Genomic DNA, 26,151 nt, shown 5'->3' on the forward strand with positions numbered 1-26,151 from the left:
ATTGTATTTAATATAAAACATATAAAAGGAGAAATCATCATGAAAAAATTAGTAGGAATCGGATTAGCAGCAGCAATTTCACTTGGAGCATTATCAGGTTGTTCTTTATTAGGAGAGAAAGCGAACGGTTTTGTACTGTACGGCTCAGAAGAACAAGTTCAGCAAATTACAGATAAAAACAAAAAAGAAGTGAAAGAAAAAGACTTCTATAAAATGAAAATGACAACATTAGATGGTAAAAAAGTTCTTGTAATGGATAAGAAAACTGGTGAGGAACTAGTGAAAAAAGAGTTACTTAGCAAAGTTGATGAAAAAGACAACACGAAACCACTTGATAAATTACCAGCTGTAACAACAGAACAAGGTGTATTATTTGCAAAAGAAAAAGTAGAAAATGCTACACTTGATGGAGCCAAATTAAAATATGAAGGCAACACAATTATCGGAAGTGGCCGTGCATATACAGATATGTATGCGATTGTCGATGACGCAACTTACAACAATGTAAAAGGTGATGAAAAATCTGTAGGTGTATTAAAATTTGATAAAGACCCAAGTAAAGAATTCCCTGGTTACAACGGCGTCGAAGCTTCTCAACTTGTAAAAATTAAAAAGTAAAACAAAAAAGCTTTGCGAAATTCGCAAAGCTTTTTTCTATTTATTATGAGCAACTTGTTCCATATCTGGACTACAAGTTTTCGACTGACATGACTTACTTAAAGAACATGCTGCGCATTTTCCTTTTTTACTTCTCTTTACAAAATTAACTAACGTGTATGCTGCATAACCAAAAATGATAGCTCCAATTATAATATTGACCATCATTATACATCTCCTTTTAGAATCCTAGTAAAGATCCAACTTGGTATATAATAAGCGTTAATACATACGCAACAACAAGCGGGTAAACGACTGAGAAAATCGTCCATTTCGCTGATCCTGTTTCACGTTTAATAACAGCCACCGTCGCTAAACATGGAACGTATAATAAAATAAAGAACATAAATGCATAAGCTGATAATGCTGTATAATGTGCTCCCATTACGTTTCCAAGCACATCTTCTTTAACTGCATAAATAATTGCCATTGTTGAAACGACAACTTCCTTCGCTAAAAATCCTGTTAAAAGGGATGCTGCAGCTTGCCACGTTCCAAAGCCGAGCGGTGCAAATAGCGGTGCGATAAATCCACCAATCATCGCTAAGTAACTGTCTCCCATATCAACACCAAATCCTGATGGACCTGCATAGTTTAATAACCAAATGATAACTGAACCACCGAAGATGAATGTACCAGCTTTACGAACAAATCCTTTTCCTTTCTCCCATGTGCTCAGCCATAACGTTTTTGCTTGTGGCACACGATAAGGAGGTAATTCAATTACGAAAATAGACTTTTCCGCTTTCAAAATCGTAAGAGACATAATTTTTGTAACTAATAACGCAAGAACAATCCCTGCAACATATAAAGAAAATACAACAGTCGCCTGACTATGCGGGAAGAATACGCCCGCAAATAATGCATATACAGGTAATCGTGCTGAACAAGACATAAATGGTGTTACTAAAATGGTAAGTAAACGTTCTTTCTCCTGTTCAATCGTTCTCGCAGCCATAATACCTGGAACGTTACATCCAAAACCGATAATCATCGGAATAAAAGCTTTTCCGTTTAAGCCGAAAAACTCCATAATTCTATCCATAACAACTGCAATTCGCGCCATATACCCTGAGTCTTCTAATAATGAAATGAAAAAGAATAGTGCAAAGATTTGTGGTACGAATACTAATACAGCACCAACACCGGCAATAATACCTTCTGTAACGAGTGCTTGAATAAAATGAGAAGCTCCAATACTTGTAAGTCCAGCCGTCACCCAATCCGTAAGCTGGCCACCAAAAAACTCATCTAACATATCAGATAAAGGTGTACCAATCCACGTAAACGTAACCTGAAAAATAAAAAACATAACTGCTAAAAAGATTGGAAGTCCTAAAATTTTATGTGTAATTAATCTATCAATTTTTTCTGAAAAAGGAATTTTTCCTTCTTTCTCATGCTTCATAACATTTGTTTTTAACTTTTCAATATACGCTTCACGAGTTTTGTAAATGTGCTCTTCTAACGTACAATCAAGTTTTCCTTCTAAGCGAGATCGAATGGCTATGAGTTCCTTATAAATTGGTAATGCTTTCATTTCTTTTTCTACTACTTCGTTATTGCTTAAAAATTGAAGTGCTAACCATCTCGGATGCTCGTAATTCACTCTCTCTAAAAGAGCAATTACTTCTCCAATTCCTTCATCCATTTGTACACCATATGAAATAAGGAATGGCTTTTTCTCTTTTTTGTCATTTTCTTTAAGAGTCGTAAGCAGTTCTTCACAGCCTTTTCCACTCCTTGCAACAACAGGAACGACTGTTACACCTAATAGTTCTGATAATCGTTTTACATTAATGACAATTCCTCTTTGCTTCGCCACATCAACCATGTTTAAACCAATTGAGACTGGCTTACCAAATTCAAGTAACTGCAACGTTAAATGCATATTTCTTTCAAACTGCGAGGAATCTACGATATTTAACATATGATTAAATTCTTCTGTTAATAGAAAGTTTGTTACAACACCTTCATCACGTGAAACTGGATTTAAATCATAAACACCTGGTAAATCAATTAATGTTCCTTGTCTATCTTTTAATTTACCAACCTTCTTTTCTACTGTTACACCGCTCCAGTTTCCTACATATTCATAAGAACCAGTAAGTGCATTAAATAATGATGTCTTCCCTGTATTCGGATTCCCTAGCAAAGCTACCTTATTCACGCTAATTCCACCTTTATCATTTTCGCGTCACAATGACGAATACTAATTAACTGTCCACGACACTCCAATGTACAAGGACCTTTAAACATCGCTTTCTGTTTCAGGCGAAGTTCGCTTCCTTCAGCAAGACCGAAAGCAGCTAGTCTACGCTTTAATAGCTGATCTAAAGACTGAATACTTTTTACTAACACTTTCTCTCCAATTTTAATATCTACTAAACTCATAACCTTCCCCCTCAGAAGAGAATGATAATTATTTTCAAAAAAATTATACCACACCCAATTTCTCTTGTACTATACCCTTTTGCTTCATATTTATTAACATTTCGCTACAATTCTATTTCAATTATTGTCATACTGTATTCGTTTGCCATTCTCATCCATTTCGCTTACAATAAACAATAGCAAATAAAGAATCTCGTTATCACTGGGGGAGCCATGCCGCTGAGAGGGAACACTTCGTTCCGACCCTTCGAACCTGTTAGTTAATGCTAACGCAGGGATTGTGCAAACGTCCGAAATACATACCTCATTTTTATTTACGTATTTCGTATCCTCCTATGATATCTATTCTTTTTTGTACAACTTGGATTTAGGGGGAGACAACATGCGTAACACTAATTTACAAGCGATGATCGAATCTGCTATTCTTGCAGCCTTCGCCATGATTATCGATATTTTACCATTATCACTTAAACTTCCAACAGGCGGTTCTATCTCATTCGCTATGATTCCTATTTTTATTATTGCTTACCGCTGGGGCTTTAAATCAGCTTTCTTAGGTGGTTTAGTTTGGGGACTATTACAAATAGTCGTGGGGGATGCTTACATTTTAACACCTGTTCAAGCATTCATTGAGTACTTCATTGCCTTTGCTTTTATCGGATTTGCTGGCTTATTCTATCGTCCAATTCAAAAAGCACTTTTAACGTCTAATGAAAATAGTGAAGAACATTCAAGTTTAGGTAGTCGCAATGAACAACCTTCAGCAAAACAAAACCATGGTAAGAAAATCCTTGTTTACATTATCCTTGCTACATTTGTCGGTAGCTTTGCTCGCTATTTCTGTCACTTTATTGCCGGTATTATTTTCTGGGGACAATATGCGCCGAAAGGGCAATCAGCTGTGTTATATTCATTAATCGTAAATGGAAGTACAATGCTTGGTTCTTTTATTTTATGTACAGTTTTACTTATATTTTTATTCCTCACTTCCCCACGCTTATTCAAAAGCATCAGTGCTTATCAAATGAATACACAAAAAAAGGGCGCTTAATGAGCGCTCTTTTTTCATATCGTAATATTAATTAAAAATACAATAAATGCGCAAAAGAAAATAAATACCATTATACTTAGCCAATTGCTATGCACGGTTCATCGACTCCTTACATAACCTCATTTTCTAACCAGATTATATCGCTTAAAAATAAAGATTAGGTAAAGATAATATGAAAATAAATTAAAAAAAGCGTAGCATGCATTATCTACGCTTTTTTCGGTAAGTAAAAGTAAAATAATACACCGTCTTCTGTATTTTTCACTCCATATTCAGCATCGTGTAATTCTAAAATATTTTTAGAAATAGCAAGCCCAAGTCCCGTCCCACCTTGTGAACGCTGACGAGCTGTATCCACGCGATAAAAACGATCCCAAATTTTATCTAATTGTTCTTCTTCAATGTGAGTACCTTTATTTTCAATACAAACTTTTATACAATCCTTCTCATCTATTGCAGAAATAATAATATCTTCTTTATTTGGTGTATAACGTATGGCATTCGTAATGAAGTTAACGATGACTTGTTCAATCCGGCCTTGATTTGCAATCACTTCAAATGAATGTATATTTTTATGAACATGAAGTTCTTTTTTCTCTATTTCCACAGATAGATGTTCACATATATCTTCAATTACTGTATCAATATAAAACGAAGACTTTTTCATTTTATATGTACCAGATTCAAATTTAGCTAGTTCAAGCATATCCAAAATTAAAGTATCCATTTTGTCTACTTCTCTCTCCATCGCTTGAAAATAATACTCTTTTTTATGCTCAGCTACCCCGTCTTTTAAAATGGAAATACAGCTTTTCATAATACTTAGCGGTGTTTTTAATTCATGCGAAACACCAGAAATGAATTCTTTCCGTGTATTTTCTAACTTTCTTTCCTTTTCAATATCTTCTTCTAACTGTCCAATATGTGAATGGAGCTTATTTGATAGCACATTAATATTTTTCGATAAATCTCCAATTTCATCTTTTGAAGTAATCGGTATTTTTTCTGTAAAATCTAATTGTGCTATTTTCTTCGTCGTATCATTTATTTTTAATAACGGTTTGGCAATTTGTTTTGAGTAATAGAACGAAGCTAAAAAAATAAGAACGACTACAAATGCAATGATATAGATGTAATAATCTTGCACCATTTGTACAGCTTCATCTACGGGCTGTAAAGAAGCCATCGCATAAATATATGTTACTGATCCGTCTTTTTCTTTTATTGGTTTCATTAATAATTTATATTTAATATCATTTTTTTCATAGTCCATTGTTTGTGTTGTATATCGTATTTTATTGCTTTCTTTTAATAATAAATCGGTTTGAAAACCCTTAATATTATCTAAAAATATGCTATTTTTATAAATTGGATTCACAGGACCGTTTATATCTGGTAACTGTACTTTTGTAACACGTCCTCCTATGTAAACGCCTAATTCCTGAGCAGCTTCTTCCTGAACAGCTGGTTTCTTTTCCTTAACAAGTTGCTCCCCAGCCGCTCTCTTTTTCTCCTCATCTAATTTTATTTTCTCCTGAAATGCTTTTTCTAACGGTTTATTAGATCCGCTTAAATTCTGCTTAGATAAAGAAAAAGAGAATGGAATAAAACTATCTTCTTTTCTCACTCCAGAAAAATAAATTTCTTGTCCTAAAAACTGCTCTGATAATTTATTATCAATTTCCTCTATATTGACGAGATTACCTAAGGGAATTTTGAATATTTGTTGTCCAAAGCTCTTTTGTTGCCTACGATCTATCGTTACTTCAAAATAAAAATCATCTGCGTGTTTTAAATTCCCGTTCTTATCTAATGTCGTAATCCACGTATTATTTTCTCTTAAAAAGTCTTGCTCAAGTTTCTGAATTCCTTCTACGTTTCCTGTGTAGTTTAAATAATTCTTCTCAAAGGAATTTAAATTTACTTTAATATCTTCCACTTTTCGATTCGCATAATATTGTTTAAAAAATATCGTTTGTCCAATAAATATCGTCGCTAAAATCAACATACATAATGCTGTTGTAAGAGTAAATAATTTTAGTACAATTCCTTTTCTCATATATTCCCCTCAAATTTATAACCAGTTCGTACTACAGTTGTAATGTACTTTGCTTTCTCTCCTAATTTATTTCTTAAATTACGAATATGACTATTCACCGTTCGATCATCGCCAGCAAATTCATATCCCCAAATTCTTGAAATGAGTTGCTCTCGCGTTAAAACGATTCCTTGATTTTTCATGAAATACACCAATATTTCAAACTCCGTATGCGTTAAACTAACATCTGCCTCATCAACAGTAACAGTACGCGACGGAAAATGGACATGGATGCCATGAATCGATAACGTATCATCTTCGTTCTCTAAAGGTTTCTTCGATGCTTTTCTACTTTCTAATAATCGTTTCGCTCTTGCTAATAAAATTGGAGGACTATACGGCTTCGTCACATAGTCATCTGCTCCAAGTTCAAAACCAAGTAACGTATCATCTTCATCTACGCGCGCCGTCAGCATAATAATAGGCACCTCGGACGTCTTCCTAATCCTTCGGCAAACAGACCATCCATCGAGTTCTGGCAACATAATATCTAAAATAACTAAATCAACCTCTTCTTCTTCAAATACAACTAAAGCCTCTTTCCCGTCCCTCGCTTCAAACACTACATATTGTTCACTTAAAAAATAATCTTTTAATATTTCACGTAATATGTCTTCATCTTCAACAATTAAAATGTTTTTTGACATCACTTATATATCCCCCTCTCGCTTTCAGAAACTATAATTTCACTTTGAATAACTGCCAGTTAACTTCGCCTCGATAATATATCTATCTGGTGCATCCCCTATATAATCAAATGGGTAACAAGTTGTCAGTGTTAATATCGGTTCTTCTTTTTTTATAATAACAGTACGATCATCCGCATGAGTAATCCATGTCTTTTGAATTTCATATGTGTACGTTTTATTATCATACTCTAAAACAAGGGTATCCTTTTCTTTCAACTCTTCTAAATCTGTAAATACAGTATCTCGATGTCCACTCAGTACAGTATGTCCCCCTCCAGATGGAGTTGTCGTTAAATCACTAACGAACATACCCACTCCTTTTTTCAAAGTCGTATCATCTGCTCCCCAATATATAGAAAACTTCTTCTTTATTTTCGGTATGTTTAACATCGCTACCTTTTCTCCTTCTTTATGTTCTGTTTGAGAAGAAGGCACTTGAGAAGTTACAGGTGTTTCATGAGAAAGTTGAGTATCTTGTATATTTTTAAGGCTCTTTATTTCTTCTGCCGTTAATTGCCCGGCAGAGCTTCTTCCTTTATACCATTCCACAGCATAATAGGATCCCATGAATAGCCCTATAGCCATCAATATGATACCGATATAATTGAGTAACTTCATTCTTCATTCCTCCATGCCAAAAATGGTAGGAGTAACCTACCATTTTTAATATATGAAATTATCCCATTCTTTATAGGAAAATATTTTATTTACGCTTTAATCTTATTGCGACGATTCAAACCAAATAATGTACCTACCGCTACAAGACATGCACTTAATCCCATCATTGCTACATTATTTGATGCTGTATTTGGTAATTTTTCACCTTGTACAACTGGCTTTGCTTCTTCTTTTTTAGCTACTTCATTCTTTTGCTCGGCTTTTATCGCTGCTTCTTTTTTAGCCATATCGTTTTTTAACTGTTCTTGCGCTATTCTCTTTTTCTCTTCTTCACTTTTTTTCTCAGCTTTTATTGTTTCCTCTTTTTTAGCCATATCATTTTTTTCTTGTACTTGTGCTGCTTGCTTTTTCTCTATTTCACTTTTTTGCTGTTCCTTGATTGCTTCTTCTTTTTTAGCTTTATCCTGTTGTACTTGCGCTTCTTCTTCCTTTGTTACTGTTCCAGTATCCGCACTCGCTACTGAAGAATATCCTACTGTTAAAAGTGCCATTGCACAAATTGGTAATAGTTTCTTTTTCATTTTCACTCTCTCCTTATATTTTATTCACATCTACTCGCATCGGATGTATTACTAGAATAAGCAAGAGATATAAATATAAGATGCAGATGAAATATATTTCATTTCAAGATTTCATTGTAGAAAAAGAAAAAAACATCGCAATATGTACGATGTTTTTTTCGGGTGTGTGTCTCAATTATTTACATGTTAATTTCGCGTGATTTGGAAGTAGAACGGGCCGGAGCGATAACTAATTGTCTCGGCTCAGTTTTCTTGAAGTGATTTTTGACGTTACACTTACGACGTTGAACAACCCACGCTTTAATAGGGTTTGTTAAAATAATCTTTTGCTCTTCGTTAGGGGCCTCTTCTTCAAACCTACAACTCTCGCTCCATTTATTCCATTTCATTGTAAATTTAGAAGAAGAATGATCATCTTCACGATCAAACAAGTGCAAAAAATCCATTTTTCCATCTAGCATTACGGTGTTACTAGTCGCTAAAAAAGAAAAGGTCGTCCAACGTTTCTCCATGCCCTCCTACTCCTTTTTCACATATAGAGTGCCTAAAACTTAATTTACCTAAAATATGCTTGCCTTTTACCTTACACCCATAGTTTATCCAAAATGCTCTTATGCAACTATCGATTTGCCTTACAAATACCTTACATTTTTGTAAGAAACAAAAAAACCTTCACTCTATATAATGAAGGTTTCTTACTTTTTATCTATATGATCTCTCATATCATCAAGTCCAGCTTCTTTTAGCTGCGACATCATACCGTGCGAAATTGCTCCTAACACTAAAGTCATTCCAATTAATGAAATACGAATCGCAGGTACATCAATTACGTAAGCCAACAGGCCAAGAACAATTGTTAAAAGTAATGCTTTTATAAATGTTACACTTGTGTACTGTTTCTTCTTCATCATATTTACCCTTTATGGAAGCGTTTTCTTAATATACTTAGTATATCATATCATCAGATGATTTTGTCGTTATCTTTGTAAAAAATTACTATCTCCTTTGACTTTTTCTATTCTATCCTTTACAGTCGAAATGTTCATAAGTTTTACACTGTAGGAGGATTACAATGAATATTGAAATAAAAGACACTTTAATTTCTGAAGAACAATTACAAGCAAAAGTTAAAGAATTAGCACTTCAAATCGAACGTGACTTTGAAGGAGAAGAAATCGTAGTTATCGCAGTATTAAAAGGTTCATTCGTATTTGCTGCTGATTTAATTCGTCACATCAAAAATGATGTAACAATTGACTTTATTTCTGCATCTAGCTACGGAAATCAAACAGAAACAACAGGAAAAGTGAAACTACTAAAAGATATCGACGTAAACATTACTGGGAAAAACGTAATTGTTGTAGAAGATATTATCGATTCTGGTTTAACACTTCATTTCCTAAAAGACCACTTCTTTATGCATAAACCAAAAGCACTCAAGTTCTGTACATTACTTGATAAGCCAGAACGTCGTAAAGTAGACTTAACAGCTGAATATGTTGGCTTCCAAATTCCAGACGAATTCATCGTTGGATACGGTATCGACTGTGCGGAAAAATATCGTAACTTACCATTCATTGCTTCAGTTGTAACGAAATAATCGTATAACTTAAAAAATCGATAGTACATAAAATGTATATCGGCGATTTTCAAAATATATCGACCGTAACTCAAATTATATCGGCGATTTTTTTAATATATCGATTTACCGACAATAACTGACAATCTTAGCACCCAATTAATAGGGAGAAGCTGTTCTAAAATACATGGGAACAGCTCCTTTCTTTCCATTTACAAACTACAGGGAGAGATGAAATATGACAAAGACAAAATTTGAAAAAGTACTCCTCATCGTAAATCCGAAAGCTGGTCAAGGTGACTTACATACAAATTTAACGAAAATCGTACCACCTCTTGCCGCAGCTTTTCCTGATCTACATATCCTTCACACGAAAAAACAAGGTGATGCAACAAAATATTGCCAAGAGTTTGCTAGTAAAGTAGATTTAATTATCGTCTTTGGTGGTGATGGAACAGTATTTGAATGCACAAATGGCTTAGCACCTCTCGAAAATAGACCTACACTTGCAATCATTCCAGGCGGAACTTGCAACGACTTCTCTCGCACACTTGGTGTTCCGCAAAACATTGCAGAAGCAGCAAAACTTATTACAAAAGAACACATAAAACCAATTGACGTTGCAAAAGCAAATGGACAACATTTCTTAAACTTCTGGGGAATTGGCCTCGTATCTGAAGTATCAAACAATATAGATGCAGAAGAAAAAGCAAAGCTTGGTAAAATCGGTTACTATTTAAGCACAATTCGAACTGTCAAAAATGCTGAAACATTCCCAGTAAAAATCACTTACGATGGACAAGTATATGAAGACGAAGCTGTCCTAGTTATGGTTGGAAACGGTGAATATCTTGGTGGTATTCCATCCTTTATTCCAAACGTAAAATGTGATGACGGAACACTTGATATTTTCGTAGTCAAATCAACAGGTATTCAAGCATTTAAAGATTACATCGGAAAGAAACTATTTGAAGACTCAAATGAAAATGACATCTTCCACGTAAAAGCGAGATCCATTCATATCGAAACAGAGGAAGAAAAAGAAGTAGATACAGATGGAGAAAGTTCGCTTCATACACCTTGTCACATTGAATTATTACCAGGACACTTTACAATGATTTATAATCCTGCGGTTGTGTAAAGCAAAAACGAGTGCTAGCACTCGTTTTTTCTCTTCTAATCTAGTTATGTCGTTGAATCATTTCCTCTATTTCTTTAACTCTGTCTAAAGTAATTCCATTTCTTTGTTCAATTGCTAAAGGATGGTCGGTTGGCTCTAATTCAACATACGGTGCCATTCCAACTTCTCTTATATGTACATTTGTTTTTAAATTTAATGTTTCTGGATAAACTGGTATCTCTACAGATAACCATCCAAAATAAGGATCACTATTTTCCCTGCCTCTTTCATCCCACTCTTCTAATACTTCATCATAACTTTCTTTACTAAGCGATACCCACACAGTCCAAATAAAATTTTCGTGGTAATCAATTATAGGAATCTCTAAACATCCTCTAATAAAATAGAAGAATGGCTTGTTTGCATACTCTAGTTCTTTTTATGTACAATGAAGGAAAGAAGCACCTTCATATAAGGGAGAGGACAAACTTTGTTCAACCAACAGTTAGTTAATTTACGCATTGATTTTGCATTTAAACAATTGTTTGGTACGAATGGTAGCGAAGATATTCTAATTGCATTTTTAAATGCTATGTTACAAGAGTCTTTAGAGTCGTCCATTGCTTCTCTACAACTAGAAGATCCACATTTACACAGGGAATATGAAGAGGATAAGTTATCTATTTTAGACATTTCAGCAACATTAGACACAGGAACAAAAGTCAATGTAGAAATACAACTCAATAATAATCACGATATGGTTAAACGCAGTTTATATTATTGGGGAAGACTATACACATCTCAACTACAAAAAGGGATGCCCTACAGTGCACTTCACAAAACCATCACCATAAACTTACTAAACTTCGTAATGTTTTCGGAACACCCAGCCTTCCAAACAACAAGCATATTATGGAATACACAACAACAAAAACTCCTGAGTGACGACATTGAAATCCACATTATAGAAATTCCAAAGTTAACTGAACAATGGCATGAAGAAAAAGTAAATCCGTGGAAAGATCCATTTGTTCGTTGGCTTTTATTGCTTTCAGCAAATGAGGATGAGCACTTAACTAAACTATTGGAGGATATTGCTATGAACCAAGACCCTATTTTACAAAAAGCGATAAATAAATGGGAACGTATGAGTCAAGATTCATCTTTCCGACAAGCCTATGACGCAAGGGAGAAAGTTTTAATGGATGAAGCAGCAAAATTCGCCCATGCAGAGACAGAAGGAATAAAAAGAGGAATGGAACAAGGGATGAAACAAGGAATTAAAAAAGGCATTGAAAAAGGCATTGAAAAAGGCATTGAACAGGGCATTGAACAGGGCATTGAACAGGGCATTGAACAAGGTCGAAAAGAAGGAGTTCAGCAGGGAAAAATTCAAATGATTAAAAATATGTATGATCTTGGTATACCACTTGAAACGATTGCTAAGGCAAGTAAATTAAGTTTGCATGAGATTGAGCATATTTTAGGACATAAATAGTGATAAAAAAAGAGCTTGAATAGTTTCAAGCTCTTTTTTTATCAACTCTCCTCAATATCATCCAATTGAGTCTTATAACATTCATCACACTCTGGCCTCGTAGGAAGAATCCCTCTTTCATCAGGTAATAAAACCCTCAAAACTTCTCGATCCATCTCTACGAAAGACTTCATAATAATAGGATATCCTTCAATAATATTCGTATACTCAATCCCTTGTTCAAACTTTTTTCCGCTCTTTATTTCTTCTATTATAGTACAAAAAACACTATGCGCGGCTTCAGGATCCATATTTAATGCTATTTGTAAATCTTGATGATTAAAGTTATCTCTTAGACCATGCGTATGATAATTAGCATGGATGCCATCAATATCTTCTGCTAATATGCTATGCATGTACCATCCATACTCTTGTAGCATGTTTTCTTCCCATTCATCTGCATCCTCTTCTAAATCTTCATCAAACAAATTCGGATCATACCACACGTCCTCGTAATCTCCAGCAATTAAAAATCTCCAACCAGGTGGTAACCCTAAATACTTCTTTATTTCAGGTGCCCATTCATCAATATGTTGAACGTATAAAGGAAGAAAGAAATCTTCTTCTGTCCCCATTTCTTCACCAGCCCAAATGTACCAACCTGTCGTTCCGTTTTCTATAGGCATTCGTAACCCATTAATCGGAGCGATACCATCTTTCACATTTTGCGCTATTCCTAATTTCAAGTCATTCGGAGATTCTACATACTCCGCTTTATATTTATCACATATACTCCTCTGTTCTTTTATGTATTTTTCCATCCTTTTAGCACACTCCCCAATTTTTGAAAGATAGATTTCTTTGCCGAAGCACTCTCTAACTTCCATACCCCACACGGATTATAAAATGGATTCTCTTGTTCATATATATCAATTTCAAAGCCAATCTCTTTCTCCTTATGGTGCATAACATTTCCCGCTAATATATAGTTACTTTTACTCACAACTTCTTGTATTAATTCTGTTCTATCTTTCCATAAACCAGGTACTCCAATAACGATTTGTGTCTCCATCATATGCACTCCACTTCTCATCTATTTTCAATCTATTCTTTCAATCTTCCAAACTAAATTAGCTGGGATATCTTTCTCTAAGAAGGTTAACATCCATACAGTTTTTCCTTTATCGTTCATCAGCAGTACTTTATGGTTTAACTTCCAAGCCACTTTACTAACATGATCAAACATCTTATACATATCTTCTTCTCTAATAAGCTTTTCCTTTTTGATTAACCGCCTCGTTCTATACTCTCTTATTTCTAAGTACACGTCAGCATAAGCCACTTCATACTGACATGTTATATTACATACGTATTTTTTATTCGGACTACTCTTTTTTATATATACGAACTCGTTTCTATAATTCAATTCTAGTATCTTATTCTTCACTTTTTCTAACTCTTCTATATCCCAATCATATTTCACAGCTAAACGCTTCATTTCCGCATGAACGATTTGAAGGGCTAATTCTTTTTTCTCTCTATCTGATAAATATGGAAAATCCCTCACACTCCCGTATTCCACAAAAGCATTCATATATTCAGGGAAAATTCGATATTTCTTCTCCCACTCATCGAGTAATGAAATATCATCCACACAATAAATCAAAATACCTTTCTCATACTCCATTCTTAACTTTGGCATATGTCGACAATATAAAGAAGTAATACAGCTCGTCTCTTTACCAAAAGAGATATCTTCATCGTAGTTGCTTGTAGATGCTAACTGTAATGTCTCAGTGCTTCTAGTATGCTCTTTTACTTTTAGAAAACTCAATTGTATATCTCTTATAACCGGCATTTGCTCTCTCCTCTTCGCAATACAACTATGAAACATCTTTGTTAATACGCCTTAATCAATTTCAAGCCATCCCATTCCCATAGAAAGAAATAACAGCCCGATTAAAAAAAAGAGACCCCCAGTTAAAAAATAGAACGGTGCTCCGTGCAATGGATCACTAAATAACTCTATCAAATTTCCAGCTACTACTTTCCATTTTTCTTTCTTTGAATTTTTTTCTTTTAATTCTTTTATAAATCGATAATTACTGAAACTGATTAAAGTGATACCAATTAATAAACATCCTGCTATGATAAGAATTTCCAAATGTAACACTCCATTTAAATACCATTTTCATGCACACCTCATTTTAACTAAAAAAAGCGAAAGAGAACATAATTTTCACTATGCTCTCTTTCGCTTTTTCACAAACTGTATACCTTATTTTCATTTACTAACAATCCTGAAATAAGAACGAACTGTTAAGCAATAATAACCAATATAAATAACACTATACACACCGATACTAATTAGTAACGGAACTGCAATTTCATACGGAATAACTGTCGCTAATCCTTTTAGCGCAAATAAAGTGTGTAATATACCAACTACTAAAGGAATGAAGAAGATAAATCTCATTTGTTTTGCGATTGCTTTTTTCATTTCTTTTTTCGTGACACCTAGTTTTCGAAGAACGATGTAACGCTCACGATCTGCATGTGCTTCTGTTAATTGTTTGAAGTAAATAATAGACCCTGTTGCGAGTAAAAATACAAGTCCTAAGAACATACCACTAAACATCATTAAACCTGATATTTCAATACCATCACGGAACATCGTATAAAAATCACCAAACTGTCTTTTTCCTTCTGCATCTTCTTCCGGTATTACTTTCTTTAAATTCTCCGTTAACACTTTACTATTTCTTTCGTCTTTCACATCAATATTTTTCACAGTATGAGAGCCAATTGTCTTCTTTGCTTGCTCATATACTTCGTCTGGAACAACAACTAGAAGCTCATATAAGTTTGTAATGTTTTTTGCTTGTACATCTTTCACTTGTACTGGTGCTACTTCTTCAATTTGGAATGTAGCTTTTCGATTTTTATATACACCACTATCTCTCTTACCTTCACTGTACGTACCATCAAATGCATACAATTCGTTCTTCTTTAAATCTAAAATTTCTTCATTTAAATATTTTGCAATTTTATTAAATGATGATTGTGCGATAAGTTCTGTTGTTCTTGATTGTAATGAAGTTCCATCACCATATTCTCCTACTACTTTTACCGTCTCTAATTCATATTGATGAATGACTTCATTCTTTCCTTCTTTTAAAATCAAACTCACTTTACGATCCAATTCTATATCTTTCTTTTCATATGAATAACTAACTGGATGATATTTCTTCGCCTGCATATATGTGTTGTAATACATCGTAACAGACGTTCCAACCGCTGTTAACGTTACTGCGCTTAATACAGCAATTGTCGCTAACGATTTTGCATTTCCTTTAATGCGGTATAGTAATTGAGATGTCGTCACCATTTTCATACCATTATAAAATGAAGATTTTTTATTTCGCGCTCTTTTTAATGCAAAAACAGTAAAGAACTTAAATAATAAATACGTTCCAAGTACTGTTGCTAATAAAATGTAAAGTGCAAGTGGCATAAATTTCTCACTGTTCGAATTTTTAATAGCCGTTACTGACAAGAAATAACCTGATCCAATTAATAATAAAGAAATGATAGCCATTATTTTAGAATCTTTTGGCATAACTTCACCTTCGTTATCTGCACGGAATAACTCGATTAACTTAAATTGATAAATAACGCGGTATCCTTTAAATGATGTATATAAAATAATGAAACAAAAAATAACTGCTGTATCTATAACCGCTCCAATCGGCAATTCAAAATGAACATTTACATGTAGCTCTAACATATTTACAAGTAGCTTTAGGAATCCTTTTGAAAGTAAACTACCTATTACAATTCCGATTACTAACGATGATAAACCCATTAACATGTTTTCATAAAAAAGCATTTTACCTATTTCTTTTTTTCGAATACCAAGTAAAGAATAAACACCTATTTCTTTCTTACGCTTTCGTGTAAAGAAATCATTCGAATATATAATAAATATTGCAACGAAAATAATAAGCATTACACTCGCAAGCTGGAATCCTCGGCCGATGTTATCTCCAGCTTCACTTATTTGTGAATTGTATTGAAGCGCCTTAAACGTAAAATAAATGACGATGCTAAAAATCATAGAAGCAAAGTATATAAAATAATCTTTAAAATTTCGTTTTATATTACGAAGCGCAATGCTAGATAAGCTCATTTGTAGCACCTCCAGATATGGAAGACATCATATCAATAATTTGCTGGAAGAACTGTTTATGTGTCATCTCTTTACGATGTAATTCTTTATACAACTTTCCGTCTTTAATAAATACAACTCGTTTACAATAACTTGCCGCAAACGCATCATGCGTTACCATTAAAATTGTTACAAGATCTTTTTCATTTAATGTCTTCATACTTTCTAATAAATCCGTCGCTGACTTCGAATCAAGCGCACCAGTTGGCTCATCTCCAAAAATCATACTTGGATTTGTTACAATCGCTCTTGATGCTGCGCAGCGTTGTTTTTGTCCACCTGAAGCTTCATACGGATACTGATTTAAAATATGATCTATCCCAAACTTCTTTGCAATCTCCTCAACGCGAGATTCTACTTCTTTCGCCTTCACCTTTGATAAAGCAAGTGGCAATGCAATATTTTCTCGCACTGTTAACGTATCTAATAAGTTATAATCTTGAAAAATAAATCCTAAATGATTACGGCGAAAAAGTGCCAATTCATCATCATTCATCTTCACAATATCTTTTCCATCAATTAAAATCTCACCTTTTGAAGCCGTATCAATAGTAGAAAGAACATTCAAAAGTGTCGTCTTACCAGAACCAGACGGTCCCATAATGCCAACAAATTCTCCCTCTTTCACCTGTAAATGAATATCCTTCAACGCTTCAAACGTATTGCCGCCCGTATCATATATTTTCGAAATCCCTTTCGCTTCTAACATTGTTTTCATCTATCTGTACCTCCCTTTATAATTCGTGATGTTCTCTTTAAGCAACAGAATTCAGTATAGATACATTTTCTTAACAAATAGTAATGGGGTTTCTTAATATTTTCTTAAAAAGAAAAATCCAAAACCACACAAAGTGATTTTGGATTTAATAATGTTAAAATATCACATTACATTTCGAACAAAAAGGCGCAGAATTCCCTTTTCTAATTTTCGCATCACATTTTGGACAATATACATATCGTTCTTCTATCTTTTGTCGTTCTATCATATGTAAGGATACTATTCTCATACTGCACATAATCCCAATTAATATAAGGCTAACAATGAGTAGCATACCTCTCGCCCTCCCCTTTATTATTTTACCATAAAATAACAAACCCGATTCTCTCATCTAGAACCGGGTTTATACTTACAATCCTAACTTCACCTTCGCGCCATCAGGAATTATTTCTTCTTCTATTTGTACCTTATCGTGCACAGACTTTCCTCTCGTAATTACATGCCAGTATGAACCTTTTTGCAATGTATCCACTCCATCAATTATTATCTCTTTTTTGTTTCCGTCCTTATCATATGTGTTCACTGTGTATGCACGGCCTTTATTTCCACCTAAATCTTCTCCATCGTTATCAATTACCGCATAACGATATTCTAATTTAAGAAACGGATTCATGGAATCTACTGCAGCACTCCCATTTAACAAATATGCCACTCCTGCTATGATGACAAGTAATAATCCTAAAATAAATCTTTTCATCTATATTCCGCCTTTCATTATGTTTTTATTTATGACATTTCTAAGTATAGTGCGTATTTCTTAATAAAAACTCATACGGTTTCTTAACTTTTTCTTAATGTAACAGGGCTTTGCATCTGCACTTCAATAAATGAATCCATATTAATAATAAAAGGAGGCTTTCGCCTCCTTTATTTACTCATCACTGTATTTCTTTTTTGTCTATATAAATAAAACACACTCACAATCAATACGATACTTCCGCCAAAATACAAACCATACTCTATCGCAACTGCTACAATACTTTCAATATGTTTTCCAAATAAAGCACCGAGCACAAAGTAAACGAGTGTCCAAACAAATCCTGTCGTATAAGAATACAAAGCATACGTCTTAAATGACATGTTATTCATTCCAACTAAATACGGTACGATATGTCTTACAACTGGTATAAAGTAACTTGTGACTAACGCATAATGACCATACTTCTCTACCATTTGTTGAGATTTCAAAAGATATTTCGCCTTTTTCTTTTTCATTAGCTTATCAAGTACTTTCGTACCAAATATTTTCCCTAATATATAACCTAAAGAAAGCCCAGATACAACACCTAAATATGTTAATAAAAATGCAGGAATGACACTTAATATCCCTAGTGAAGATACAAAGCCACCACTCATTACGATCATTTCGTCTGGAATTGGCATACCAATAATACCTAACCATAAACAGAAAAATAATGCCCAATAACCGTATTGTTCAATATAAGATAATAATTCATGTAATTCCATTATGCATATGCTCTCCTTAGCTCTTTTTTACAGCTAAAGACATACGCTGGTGGGAAATTGAGCCACACTTTCTCTAGCGTAATTTCAGGAAAGAAGTGCTGTATAAATCCTTTTTTCACAAGTGAATATTGAAATGTAATAAATTCACCATTCTCATGTATCCCTTCCATTACATTGTTTAAAATACGCTTTGAAACTTCTTCTGGTAAAGAGGTAAAAGGTAATCCCGATAAAACGTAATCCACGCATTCTATATTGAGATCTTCTATATACTTTTTTATATTTTCGGCTGAACCGTGTACAACAATGACGTTCTGCTCATCTTTAAATTTTCTCTTTAGCTCCTTGCAAAACACTTCATTAATTTCAATAAGAAGAAATATTGTTTCCTTCTTCTTTCTCTTCATAATTTCTTTCGTAAAGACTCCTGTACCAGGACCTAACTCTACAATGCATTTCGCTTTATTAAAATCAATTACATCTACCATTTTCTTTGCTAATATTTTTGAACTTGGCGCAATTGCACCAGTATGTTTCGGATGTTTAATAAATTCATGTAAGAATGTTATGAGTTGCATATAAACCTCTCCTCATTCGTTCAATAGTTTCTAACTTGTTTCTAAGTATAACTATTATTTCTTAACAAAAATTAAGGAGATTTCTTAAGATTTTATGAAGAATAAAAAAACAGCTATCGTCTCTAGCGATAGCTGTCCCTTATTACTTCGCACTCACGATCTTATAATAAGAACGAACCGTTAAGAAGTAATATCCAATATAAATCGCGCCGTATACTCCAATACTAATGAGAAGCGGAATCATAATTTCAAATGGTAATATATTTGACAAACCTTTTAGTGCAAATAAACTGTGTAAAATACCAATAATTAATGGAATAGCAAAGATAAAGCTCACTTGTTTTGCGATAGCTCTCTTCATCTCTTGCTTCGTTACACCAATTTTATGAAGAACAACATAACGATCATGGTCAGCACTTGCTTCTGTTAATTGTTTAAAGTAAATGATTGAGCCTGTTGCTAATAGGAATACTAATCCTAAGAATAACCCAATAAACATCATTAAGCCTGTTGTTTCAAGCCCCATTTGGAATCCTGTATAGAAATCGTTAAATGGTTTTAAAACTTCTGATTCTCCAGCTGGCATAATGCTTGCTAATTTTGCTGTTAACTCTTTACTATTTCGCTCACCTTTTACATCAATATTTTTTACAGTACGCGTTTCGTTTACTTGTTTCACTTGCTCATATGTTTTATCAGGAACGATTACAAATAGTTCATTTAAATTTGTAAGGCTTCTATTATTTACACCTTTAATTTTTAATTCTTTTGACTCGTTTCCAACAGGGAATACAGCTGTATTTCCTGTATAAAGAGGACCAAAATCAAGTTTCTCAATATATAAGCTATCATATACGAAAGCTTCATTCGCACTTAAATTTATAGGTTCTACATCTAAATGTTTCACAAGTGTATTAAAGCTTGATTGAGAAATAAGCTGGTACTGATTCGTAACATTATAGTGTGTGTTCAGAACTTGATCAGCTCTTTCACCTTTAAATGTTCCCTTCACAGGAATCATTTCAACTTCTGATTCATATGTGACTGGGTGATTATTCTTCTCTCCAGCAAGTATTTCATTTACTTTTTTATCTAATGCTGCATCTTTTTTCTCATAGGAATAACTATACGGCGCAGCAACTTTTGATTGCGTAAATGTGTTGTAATACATCGTAACTGACGTACCAACCGCTGTTAATGTTACCGCACTTAAAATAGCGATTGTCGCCAGTGATTTCGCATTTCCTTTAATACGATATAGTAACTGTGATGTCGTTACCATATTCATACCATTATAAAATGCTGACTTATTATTTCTTGCACGTTTCAATACAAATACTGTGAAGAACATGAACAGTAAATAAGTCCCTGCTACTGTCGCTAATAAAATATATAATGCAACGACCATAAAGTCTGCATACATAACTGCTTTCATGTACATTAATGCTAAAAAATAACCTGAACCGATTAAGAAAACTGAAATTAATGCCATAATGACAGATCCTTTTGGCATTGCTTCTCCTTCACGTTCTGCACGGAAAAGTTCAATTAACTTAAAGCGATAAATTAAACGATATCCTTGAAGTGATGTATATAAAATAATCACAAAGAAAATAATTGCTGTATCAATAATGGCAGCCATCGGTACTTCAAAATGAACGTTTAAATTTAATCCCATCATATTTACTAATAACTCAAGGAATAATTTTGAAAGGACACTACCGATCGCAATCCCAATTACTAATGACATTAATCCCATTAACATATTTTCATAAAAGAGCATTTTACCAATTTGTCTTTTACGAATACCTAATAACGAATATAAGCCAACTTCTTTTTTACGTTTACGTGTAAAGAATCCGTTCGAATATATAATGAACACTGCTACGAAAATGATAAGCATCACACTTGAAACTTGGAACGCTCCGCTAATTTTTTTTGAAGCTTCTGCTGCTTTTTCCATTTGTGAATTATATTGCAGTGCTTTAAATGTAAAATAAATAACGATACTAAAAATCATAGATGCAAAATATACAAAGTAGTCTTTAAAGTTCCGCTGTATGTTGCGGAGGGCAATGCTAGATAAGGTCATCAGCCATACCTCCAGAAATAGAAGACATTACGTCAACAATTTTTTGGAAGAACTGTTTACGCGTCGATTCACCGCGGTGTAATTCTTTATATAGCTCACCATCTTTAATGAAAATAACTCGTTTACAATAACTTGCTGCAAATGCATCGTGCGTTACCATTAAAATTGTTGAGTTATCATATTCATTTAACGACTTCATACTTTCAAGTAAATCTGTTGCAGATTTAGAATCAAGTGCTCCAGTTGGCTCGTCTCCGAAAATCATACTTGGATTCGTAACAATTGCACGCGATGCTGCACAGCGCTGCTTCTGCCCACCAGATACTTGATATGGGAACTGACTTAAAATATGATCAATACCGAATTTCTTTGAGATTTCAAGAACGCGGCGATCAATCTCACTCGCTTTCACCTTTGATAACGCAAGTGGTAAAGCGATATTCTCTTTCACCGTTAACGTATCTAATAAGTTATAATCTTGGAAAATGAAACCTAAATGATCACGGCGGAATAACGCTAACTTATCATCATTCATCTTTACAATATCTTTTCCATCAATTAAAATTTCACCGTTCGTCGCATTATCAATTGTAGAAAGAACATTTAGTAAAGTCGTCTTACCAGAACCAGAAGGTCCCATAATTCCAACGAACTCACCTTCTTTTACTTGTAAGTTAATACCTTTTAACGCTGCAAATTTATTCCCACCCGTGTCGTACACTTTTTCAATATTTTTTGCTTCTAACACTGTTTTCATCTCGACATCCCTCATTTCTTCTATTCTCTATTTTCAACTATATACACTCTCTACTCTTGCCACTATCGATGTTTCTTACACAAACATGACAGTTATGTAAGACGCATAAGTAAAGATATAAAAATTTAACCTACTGAACAAAAGTACTTTGTTACTATAACATTGGGATATCATACCATCCATTCATTCTCCTTACAGGAACATTACAATTTTGTAAGGTTAAAAATGTCCCCTACAAAGTTGTGCACGAAATGTCGGATGGAGCTATTTCGTTCCTGCTATTCTATGTACAGAGGAGGTCATAATATGGATTCACTTAAAAATATGAATACTGCAATGCGCTATATTGAAGATAACCTTACGAATGAAATTGATTTTAAAGAAGTTGCGAGGCTAGCTCTCTGTTCTGAGTATCACTTTAAAAGAATGTTTTCGTTTTTAGCAGGTATATCACTATCTGATTATATTCGCTGTAGACGTCTTACTCTCGCTGCCTTTGAACTAAAAAATAGCGATGCAAAAGTCATTGATGTCGCTATAAAATATGGCTACAACTCACCAGATTCATTCGCCCGTGCATTTCAAAACTTGCACGGTATAACACCTTCAGAGGCACGAAATAGTAGCCATTCTTTGAAGGCTTATTCACCAATGACCTTCCAATTATCCATTCAAGGAGGAAATGAAATGAACTATCGAATTGAAGAAAAAGAGCCATTTCGAATTATAGGTATTACAAAACGAGTACCAATCGTTTTTAACGGTGTAAATGAAGAAATTGCTTCTATGTGGAAAAGTTTAAACCCAGATTCTATTCAAACATTAAAGTCCCTTTCAAACATTGAACCTACTGGAATCATTAGTGCTTCTACTAACTTTTCTGAAGGAAGAATGGAGGAAAAGGGGGAACTCGATCACTACATTGGAGTAGCCACAACGAAAGATTGCCCAGAGCAATTCGCGCAACTTGAAGTTGCTGCTTCAACATGGGCTATATTCGAAGCTGTCGGACCATTTCCTGATGCATTACAAAATGTATGGGGACGTATTTATTCTGAATGGTTCCCTTCTTCGAACTATGAACTAGCGGAAGGACCGGAGATATTGTGGAATGAACAGAAAGATATATCTTCTCCAAACTTTAAAAGTGAAATTTGGATACCGGTTTTGAAGAAGTGATAACAAAAGGAAAAGAGCTAAGCATTGTGCCTAGCTCTTTTTACATATTTGCTTACTCGTAAAAGTGTATATATTTCATCAGTTCTTCGATTCCTTTAAATTGGAGTAATAGTTGATTGTTCAAGTTTTCTAAAGCCAACTGAAAGGAACGTTCAATTTTTCCATAGTGTAATGTTTCTAAATCATCTAGCAAGCTTTTCATATTTTCTATATAATACACGGTTTTTCTCAAACTGCTTATAACCAGTATTTTACGCAGTTCAGATATTGGAAACATTCTATAACCGTTTTCTTTATTTCTTTCTGAGTGGACTAAACCTTCATGTTCCCAATGACGGATAGCCGAAGTATTTACGCCTGCTATGTTTGCAGCCTCTCCAATGCTCATGCGTTCATTCAACTCTACATTTTTATATTTAGTAAAATCAGCATTTTGAATCATGTTTAGTATTTCTTCTACTCGTTTTTTCTCCACCTGAATATTGAATTGCTGTTCATTAATTAACCAAAGTGCTTCTTCAAACTTTACGTTTTTAATCATCCTCATAACTTTATAAACAATAGGTATATCATATCCTTTTAATAATGCTCTAATGGTAATAAATGCTTGAAAGTGTATCGATGTATAAAACCGGTGATTACTTTCCGTTCTTGGCACAACAGGAATGAGATTTTGTTCTTCATATCTTCTCAAAGTTGTTGTGCTAACATTTAAGACATTCGCAATTTGTTTAGGACTATATGTCTTCATTTATTAACTCCTTTTTAAAGTAAAACCTTAAAGTGCTACATTAACATATTTCAAATAAAATCCTTATATATACGAGAAAAAAATCATAAATCCGGAAGATTGCATGAATGTTATATGATTTTAGTATAAACAATTTAGGAGTGATAGAAATGGAGAAAATCATAAAACTTACGGACGAATCAGTATTAAAGGTTGGTTTGGTTGGAAATCCAAAATTTAGAACAATCATGCTCCCAGTTGCTAAAGAATCTGTATATGGGCAAGATGCTGAAACTTTAAAGTTGTGGGGAGTAGATCCTGAATTTGGAAAACATTTTATTGATGGACTAATAGATAAGTTTCAGATTTTATATTTTGACTACGAAGGCCATCGTTTGCAACATCCAAATCCAGAGAATCTCACACCTGAAAATATAGTAAAAGACCTATTAACAATTGCTGACGAAATGAATATTAATAAGTTTAGTTATTATGGTTACTCTTGGTTAGCTTTAGCTGGATTACAATTAGCCATTCGAACGGATAGATTAGACAGTATAATCATGGGCGGGTTTCCACCAATAGATGGTCCATATAAAGAAATGATGGTAGTAACAAATAAAACATACGAGCAAGCTATGAATAATCACAATTCTCCTGTTATTGATCAAGCACATATTAATCCTGAAAAAATTGATTGGGATAACATACAGATAAAGATCGACATGAGTCAAACTAAACAGTTTGTTACAATGTACGAGAATTTGATGGAGTTTGGTGATCAAGACATCCAAAATAAACTAATCATTCCGAGATTAGCGTTTTCTGGGGAAAAAGACACTATTGTTTACGGTGAAAACTTTGGCAATGTAGTAGTTGATATTATTGGTATACTTCAAAAAAACAAACAAAAGTTAGAACATCTTGGATGGGATATAGAAATCTTAAGAGGAAATGATATGGATCACACTAAAGCTATGCAACCTATAACAGTTCTGTCATTGATAAAGCCTTGGTTAATTAAAAATTTGAATATAACTTATTAAATATAGTAATTCGAATAACCTAAAAACAAAGCTGCTCTTCCCTAAAAGGAAAAGCAGCTTTATTTACATTTACATTTACATTTTCAACTCTTCTTTATAAATACTATATGACTTTATTGTTGATACGATAATGCATATTAATATGATTCCAATCCCTATAAAAATATTAAATGGATCTGGAAGCAAAGCCCCGGCATATATACAAAGTGAACCTATTACAAATACCCTCGAAGCAAATCTATGTGTTTTCCTCCAAACTACAGGATTTTCTAATGTCCAGTCCATTCGAATGCCTACTAACCCGTTTGGCTTCGTTTGTTGCATGTAATTACCTAGTACAAGAAACAATGTTCCAAGTCCAAAATTAAATGCAATTGAGCCCGATGCAATATAATTAGACGCTGCTAATAGCGCAAATAAGTTACAGCCGAATCCTATCAAAAGAATAGCATAACGGATTGCGGAAAGGACTTTAGCATGCTGTTTATACTTATCTTTCGTTACGTCAATATACCCAAGAGCTAGCCATATCAAATACAGCAACATCATGCTTCCTATTGAAACAGAACTTGCTTCTACTTTAGAAAAATATCCATCTACTACTCCTGCTGCATTATAATGGCGTGGAATTTGTTCTGGTAAATATGGCCATACAATATACCATCCAATTGCAATACCAATAATTAAACTCCATGGTAATACGTGTCTTTTCATCCTCTCTCCCCCATAATTTTTTATTAGGCCCCTATTTCTTTTTTATAAGCAATATATGAATATCCCATTGTTAATCCTACTGCACCGGTAATAATTCCAACCATTACGAAAGATTTCCACGTTACTGGTACAAAAACACTTAGAATCATAATAATTCCTAATATAACAAACACCTTTCCGCTAAAACGGTGTGTCTTTCTCCATACTTCCTCGTTACTTAATGTCCACGGTGTTTTTATACCTACAAAGTAATTTGGTTTACATTGTGGTAAATAGTTACCGATGACTATAAATAAAATACCAACTAATAATTCAGGC

General features: G+C 33.8%; 31 protein-coding genes, 1 pseudogene and 1 riboswitch. Of the genes and pseudogenes, 7 read left to right on the forward strand and 25 right to left on the reverse strand.

The window, feature by feature from the left end; genetic code table 11:
* Window positions 1–39: 39 nt before the first annotated feature.
* Entirely contained in the window at window positions 40–618 is a 579-nt protein-coding gene (locus tag ACQGS6_RS08165; protein ID WP_000737502.1) for a lipoprotein BA_5634 family protein, read from the forward strand.
* Window positions 619–654: 36 nt separating this feature from the next.
* Here ACQGS6_RS08165 and ACQGS6_RS08170 read toward each other — a convergent pair whose 3' ends face one another.
* From ACQGS6_RS08170 to ACQGS6_RS08180, 3 genes are read right to left on the reverse strand one after another with little or no spacing between them, the layout of a single operon-like run.
* On the reverse strand, window positions 655–825 hold the full coding sequence (locus ACQGS6_RS08170; protein WP_000989600.1) for a FeoB-associated Cys-rich membrane protein: 171 nt from the start codon (window positions 823–825) through the stop codon (window positions 655–657).
* A gap of 13 nt (window positions 826–838) precedes the next feature.
* Window positions 839–2,827, reverse strand: a complete 1,989-nt coding sequence (gene feoB, locus ACQGS6_RS08175) for a ferrous iron transport protein B (protein WP_426965017.1) — start codon at window positions 2,825–2,827, stop codon at window positions 839–841.
* Window positions 2,824–3,051 (reverse strand): FeoA family protein, encoded by a 228-nt coding sequence (locus tag ACQGS6_RS08180; RefSeq protein WP_000060512.1) that lies wholly within the window; start codon window positions 3,049–3,051, stop codon window positions 2,824–2,826. Before ACQGS6_RS08180 ends, feoB begins: the two co-directional genes overlap by 4 nt.
* Before the next feature lie 194 nt (window positions 3,052–3,245).
* A riboswitch (TPP riboswitch) is annotated at window positions 3,246–3,347 on the forward strand.
* An 86-nt stretch (window positions 3,348–3,433) separates the two neighbouring features.
* Here ACQGS6_RS08180 and thiT point away from each other — a divergent pair.
* Window positions 3,434–4,102 (forward strand): energy-coupled thiamine transporter ThiT, encoded by a 669-nt coding sequence (gene thiT, locus ACQGS6_RS08185; protein WP_001246586.1) that lies wholly within the window; start codon window positions 3,434–3,436, stop codon window positions 4,100–4,102.
* 208 nt (window positions 4,103–4,310) lie between these two features.
* On the opposite strand, the gene ACQGS6_RS08190 is transcribed toward thiT, so the two are convergent.
* The 6 genes from ACQGS6_RS08190 to ACQGS6_RS08215 all read right to left on the reverse strand — a co-directional run bounded on the left by ACQGS6_RS08190 (window position 4,311) and on the right by ACQGS6_RS08215 (window position 8,999).
* On the reverse strand, window positions 4,311–6,161 hold the full coding sequence (locus ACQGS6_RS08190) for a HAMP domain-containing sensor histidine kinase (RefSeq protein ID WP_326318289.1): 1,851 nt from the start codon (window positions 6,159–6,161) through the stop codon (window positions 4,311–4,313).
* Window positions 6,158–6,847, reverse strand: a complete 690-nt coding sequence (locus ACQGS6_RS08195; protein WP_000041847.1) for a response regulator transcription factor — start codon at window positions 6,845–6,847, stop codon at window positions 6,158–6,160. The genes ACQGS6_RS08190 and ACQGS6_RS08195 overlap by 4 nt, the downstream gene beginning before the upstream one ends.
* Before the next feature lie 39 nt (window positions 6,848–6,886).
* On the reverse strand, window positions 6,887–7,507 hold the full coding sequence (locus tag ACQGS6_RS08200; RefSeq protein WP_000771590.1) for a class D sortase: 621 nt from the start codon (window positions 7,505–7,507) through the stop codon (window positions 6,887–6,889).
* A gap of 89 nt (window positions 7,508–7,596) precedes the next feature.
* Window positions 7,597–8,088 carry an LPXTG cell wall anchor domain-containing protein gene (locus ACQGS6_RS08205; RefSeq protein WP_000728022.1) on the reverse strand — a complete coding sequence of 164 codons (492 nt, stop codon included), beginning with the start codon at window positions 8,086–8,088 and terminating at the stop codon, window positions 7,597–7,599.
* Window positions 8,089–8,267: 179 nt separating this feature from the next.
* The gene (locus tag ACQGS6_RS08210) at window positions 8,268–8,600 is read right to left on the reverse strand and encodes a hypothetical protein (RefSeq protein WP_326318288.1); all 333 of its coding nucleotides are present in this window, start codon (window positions 8,598–8,600) and stop codon (window positions 8,268–8,270) included.
* A 183-nt stretch (window positions 8,601–8,783) separates the two neighbouring features.
* Window positions 8,784–8,999 carry a hypothetical protein gene (locus ACQGS6_RS08215; RefSeq protein WP_002001286.1) on the reverse strand — a complete coding sequence of 72 codons (216 nt, stop codon included), beginning with the start codon at window positions 8,997–8,999 and terminating at the stop codon, window positions 8,784–8,786.
* A gap of 161 nt (window positions 9,000–9,160) precedes the next feature.
* Here ACQGS6_RS08215 and hpt point away from each other — a divergent pair, with 161 nt between their 5' ends.
* A complete protein-coding gene (hpt, locus tag ACQGS6_RS08220) occupies window positions 9,161–9,688 on the forward strand; it encodes a hypoxanthine phosphoribosyltransferase (RefSeq protein ID WP_001019296.1) in 528 nt (175 codons plus the stop codon).
* A gap of 217 nt (window positions 9,689–9,905) precedes the next feature.
* On the forward strand, window positions 9,906–10,808 hold the full coding sequence (locus ACQGS6_RS08225; protein ID WP_000167891.1) for a diacylglycerol/lipid kinase family protein: 903 nt from the start codon (window positions 9,906–9,908) through the stop codon (window positions 10,806–10,808).
* A gap of 40 nt (window positions 10,809–10,848) precedes the next feature.
* Here ACQGS6_RS08225 and ACQGS6_RS08230 read toward each other — a convergent pair.
* Window positions 10,849–11,193 (reverse strand): annotated as a pseudogene (locus tag ACQGS6_RS08230) (DUF2199 domain-containing protein); the annotation flags it as partial.
* Between the two features lie 84 nt (window positions 11,194–11,277).
* Between ACQGS6_RS08230 and ACQGS6_RS08235 the strand changes: the two are divergent.
* On the forward strand, window positions 11,278–12,285 hold the full coding sequence (locus ACQGS6_RS08235; RefSeq protein ID WP_153600610.1) for an Rpn family recombination-promoting nuclease/putative transposase: 1,008 nt from the start codon (window positions 11,278–11,280) through the stop codon (window positions 12,283–12,285).
* Between the two features lie 41 nt (window positions 12,286–12,326).
* Here the strand turns inward: ACQGS6_RS08235 and ACQGS6_RS08240 are convergent, their stop codons facing one another.
* The 12 genes from ACQGS6_RS08240 to ACQGS6_RS08295 form a co-directional block, all read right to left on the reverse strand.
* A complete protein-coding gene (locus ACQGS6_RS08240; protein ID WP_074625365.1) occupies window positions 12,327–13,085 on the reverse strand; it encodes a DUF4262 domain-containing protein in 759 nt (252 codons plus the stop codon).
* A complete protein-coding gene (locus ACQGS6_RS08245) occupies window positions 13,070–13,339 on the reverse strand; it encodes a hypothetical protein (RefSeq protein WP_025966492.1) in 270 nt (89 codons plus the stop codon). The genes ACQGS6_RS08240 and ACQGS6_RS08245 overlap by 16 nt, the downstream gene beginning before the upstream one ends.
* Window positions 13,340–13,363: 24 nt before the next feature.
* Window positions 13,364–14,122, reverse strand: a complete 759-nt coding sequence (locus tag ACQGS6_RS08250) for a hypothetical protein (RefSeq protein ID WP_025966493.1) — start codon at window positions 14,120–14,122, stop codon at window positions 13,364–13,366.
* Window positions 14,123–14,173: 51 nt separating this feature from the next.
* Window positions 14,174–14,428 carry a hypothetical protein gene (locus tag ACQGS6_RS08255; protein WP_025966494.1) on the reverse strand — a complete coding sequence of 85 codons (255 nt, stop codon included), beginning with the start codon at window positions 14,426–14,428 and terminating at the stop codon, window positions 14,174–14,176.
* Window positions 14,429–14,548: 120 nt separating this feature from the next.
* Window positions 14,549–16,453 (reverse strand): ABC transporter permease, encoded by a 1,905-nt coding sequence (locus ACQGS6_RS08260; protein WP_025966495.1) that lies wholly within the window; start codon window positions 16,451–16,453, stop codon window positions 14,549–14,551.
* Window positions 16,440–17,210 (reverse strand): ABC transporter ATP-binding protein, encoded by a 771-nt coding sequence (locus tag ACQGS6_RS08265; RefSeq protein ID WP_025966496.1) that lies wholly within the window; start codon window positions 17,208–17,210, stop codon window positions 16,440–16,442. The genes ACQGS6_RS08260 and ACQGS6_RS08265 overlap by 14 nt, the downstream gene beginning before the upstream one ends.
* Window positions 17,211–17,364: 154 nt before the next feature.
* Entirely contained in the window at window positions 17,365–17,544 is a 180-nt protein-coding gene (locus ACQGS6_RS08270; protein ID WP_025966497.1) for a hypothetical protein, read from the reverse strand.
* A gap of 75 nt (window positions 17,545–17,619) precedes the next feature.
* Window positions 17,620–17,967, reverse strand: a complete 348-nt coding sequence (locus tag ACQGS6_RS08275; protein ID WP_025966498.1) for a YxeA family protein — start codon at window positions 17,965–17,967, stop codon at window positions 17,620–17,622.
* A 170-nt stretch (window positions 17,968–18,137) separates the two neighbouring features.
* Window positions 18,138–18,737, reverse strand: a complete 600-nt coding sequence (locus tag ACQGS6_RS08280; RefSeq protein WP_025966499.1) for a DedA family protein — start codon at window positions 18,735–18,737, stop codon at window positions 18,138–18,140.
* The gene (locus ACQGS6_RS08285; protein ID WP_001176053.1) at window positions 18,737–19,315 is read right to left on the reverse strand and encodes a class I SAM-dependent methyltransferase; all 579 of its coding nucleotides are present in this window, start codon (window positions 19,313–19,315) and stop codon (window positions 18,737–18,739) included. The genes ACQGS6_RS08280 and ACQGS6_RS08285 overlap by 1 nt, the downstream gene beginning before the upstream one ends.
* Window positions 19,316–19,457: 142 nt before the next feature.
* On the reverse strand, window positions 19,458–21,407 hold the full coding sequence (locus ACQGS6_RS08290) for an ABC transporter permease (protein WP_074625367.1): 1,950 nt from the start codon (window positions 21,405–21,407) through the stop codon (window positions 19,458–19,460).
* On the reverse strand, window positions 21,394–22,164 hold the full coding sequence (locus ACQGS6_RS08295) for an ABC transporter ATP-binding protein (protein ID WP_000859655.1): 771 nt from the start codon (window positions 22,162–22,164) through the stop codon (window positions 21,394–21,396). The genes ACQGS6_RS08290 and ACQGS6_RS08295 overlap by 14 nt, the downstream gene beginning before the upstream one ends.
* A 306-nt stretch (window positions 22,165–22,470) precedes the next feature.
* Between ACQGS6_RS08295 and ACQGS6_RS08300 the strand changes: the two genes are divergently transcribed.
* The gene (locus ACQGS6_RS08300; protein WP_000377727.1) at window positions 22,471–23,343 is read left to right on the forward strand and encodes an AraC family transcriptional regulator; all 873 of its coding nucleotides are present in this window, start codon (window positions 22,471–22,473) and stop codon (window positions 23,341–23,343) included.
* Window positions 23,344–23,395: 52 nt separating this feature from the next.
* Here ACQGS6_RS08300 and ACQGS6_RS08305 read toward each other — a convergent pair whose 3' ends face one another.
* Complete coding sequence (locus ACQGS6_RS08305) at window positions 23,396–24,094, reverse strand: MerR family DNA-binding transcriptional regulator (protein ID WP_326318285.1); 699 nt, start codon at window positions 24,092–24,094, stop codon at window positions 23,396–23,398.
* Between the two features lie 149 nt (window positions 24,095–24,243).
* Here ACQGS6_RS08305 and ACQGS6_RS08310 point away from each other — a divergent pair, with 149 nt between their 5' ends.
* Entirely contained in the window at window positions 24,244–25,119 is an 876-nt protein-coding gene (locus tag ACQGS6_RS08310) for an alpha/beta hydrolase (RefSeq protein WP_326318284.1), read from the forward strand.
* A gap of 75 nt (window positions 25,120–25,194) precedes the next feature.
* On the opposite strand, the gene ACQGS6_RS08315 is transcribed toward ACQGS6_RS08310, so the two are convergent.
* Together ACQGS6_RS08315 and ACQGS6_RS08320 are read right to left on the reverse strand one after the other, a co-directional pair.
* Window positions 25,195–25,833 carry an SdpI family protein gene (locus tag ACQGS6_RS08315; protein WP_000820674.1) on the reverse strand — a complete coding sequence of 213 codons (639 nt, stop codon included), beginning with the start codon at window positions 25,831–25,833 and terminating at the stop codon, window positions 25,195–25,197.
* Between the two features lie 23 nt (window positions 25,834–25,856).
* A partial coding sequence (locus ACQGS6_RS08320; protein WP_426965018.1) for an SdpI family protein occupies window positions 25,857–26,151 on the reverse strand: 295 nt, incomplete at its 5' end.

Origin of the sequence: Bacillus sp. GMs2/2 (genome assembly GCF_050172095.1) — a bacterium.
GTDB classification, from domain to species: domain Bacteria; phylum Bacillota; class Bacilli; order Bacillales; family Bacillaceae_G; genus Bacillus_A; species Bacillus_A cereus.

Coding starts and splice junctions, on each gene's coding strand:
- ACQGS6_RS08165 (WP_000737502.1), top strand. CDS start 40: ATGAAAAAATTAGTAGGAATCGGATTAGCAGCAGCAATTTCACTTGGA.
- ACQGS6_RS08170 (WP_000989600.1), bottom strand. CDS start 825: ATGATGGTCAATATTATAATTGGAGCTATCATTTTTGGTTATGCAGCA.
- ACQGS6_RS08180 (WP_000060512.1), bottom strand. CDS start 3,051: ATGAGTTTAGTAGATATTAAAATTGGAGAGAAAGTGTTAGTAAAAAGT.
- thiT (WP_001246586.1), top strand. CDS start 3,434: ATGCGTAACACTAATTTACAAGCGATGATCGAATCTGCTATTCTTGCA.
- ACQGS6_RS08190 (WP_326318289.1), bottom strand. CDS start 6,161: ATGAGAAAAGGAATTGTACTAAAATTATTTACTCTTACAACAGCATTA.
- ACQGS6_RS08195 (WP_000041847.1), bottom strand. CDS start 6,847: ATGTCAAAAAACATTTTAATTGTTGAAGATGAAGACATATTACGTGAA.
- ACQGS6_RS08200 (WP_000771590.1), bottom strand. CDS start 7,507: ATGAAGTTACTCAATTATATCGGTATCATATTGATGGCTATAGGGCTA.
- ACQGS6_RS08205 (WP_000728022.1), bottom strand. CDS start 8,088: ATGAAAAAGAAACTATTACCAATTTGTGCAATGGCACTTTTAACAGTA.
- ACQGS6_RS08210 (WP_326318288.1), bottom strand. CDS start 8,600: ATGGAGAAACGTTGGACGACCTTTTCTTTTTTAGCGACTAGTAACACC.
- ACQGS6_RS08215 (WP_002001286.1), bottom strand. CDS start 8,999: ATGATGAAGAAGAAACAGTACACAAGTGTAACATTTATAAAAGCATTA.
- hpt (WP_001019296.1), top strand. CDS start 9,161: ATGAATATTGAAATAAAAGACACTTTAATTTCTGAAGAACAATTACAA.
- ACQGS6_RS08225 (WP_000167891.1), top strand. CDS start 9,906: ATGACAAAGACAAAATTTGAAAAAGTACTCCTCATCGTAAATCCGAAA.
- ACQGS6_RS08240 (WP_074625365.1), bottom strand. CDS start 13,085: ATGGAAAAATACATAAAAGAACAGAGGAGTATATGTGATAAATATAAA.
- ACQGS6_RS08245 (WP_025966492.1), bottom strand. CDS start 13,339: ATGATGGAGACACAAATCGTTATTGGAGTACCTGGTTTATGGAAAGAT.
- ACQGS6_RS08250 (WP_025966493.1), bottom strand. CDS start 14,122: ATGCCGGTTATAAGAGATATACAATTGAGTTTTCTAAAAGTAAAAGAG.
- ACQGS6_RS08260 (WP_025966495.1), bottom strand. CDS start 16,453: ATGAGCTTATCTAGCATTGCGCTTCGTAATATAAAACGAAATTTTAAA.
- ACQGS6_RS08265 (WP_025966496.1), bottom strand. CDS start 17,210: ATGAAAACAATGTTAGAAGCGAAAGGGATTTCGAAAATATATGATACG.
- ACQGS6_RS08270 (WP_025966497.1), bottom strand. CDS start 17,544: ATGCTACTCATTGTTAGCCTTATATTAATTGGGATTATGTGCAGTATG.
- ACQGS6_RS08275 (WP_025966498.1), bottom strand. CDS start 17,967: ATGAAAAGATTTATTTTAGGATTATTACTTGTCATCATAGCAGGAGTG.
- ACQGS6_RS08280 (WP_025966499.1), bottom strand. CDS start 18,737: ATGGAATTACATGAATTATTATCTTATATTGAACAATACGGTTATTGG.
- ACQGS6_RS08285 (WP_001176053.1), bottom strand. CDS start 19,315: ATGCAACTCATAACATTCTTACATGAATTTATTAAACATCCGAAACAT.
- ACQGS6_RS08290 (WP_074625367.1), bottom strand. CDS start 21,407: ATGACCTTATCTAGCATTGCCCTCCGCAACATACAGCGGAACTTTAAA.
- ACQGS6_RS08295 (WP_000859655.1), bottom strand. CDS start 22,164: ATGAAAACAGTGTTAGAAGCAAAAAATATTGAAAAAGTGTACGACACG.
- ACQGS6_RS08300 (WP_000377727.1), top strand. CDS start 22,471: ATGGATTCACTTAAAAATATGAATACTGCAATGCGCTATATTGAAGAT.
- ACQGS6_RS08305 (WP_326318285.1), bottom strand. CDS start 24,094: ATGAAGACATATAGTCCTAAACAAATTGCGAATGTCTTAAATGTTAGC.
- ACQGS6_RS08310 (WP_326318284.1), top strand. CDS start 24,244: ATGGAGAAAATCATAAAACTTACGGACGAATCAGTATTAAAGGTTGGT.
- ACQGS6_RS08315 (WP_000820674.1), bottom strand. CDS start 25,833: ATGAAAAGACACGTATTACCATGGAGTTTAATTATTGGTATTGCAATT.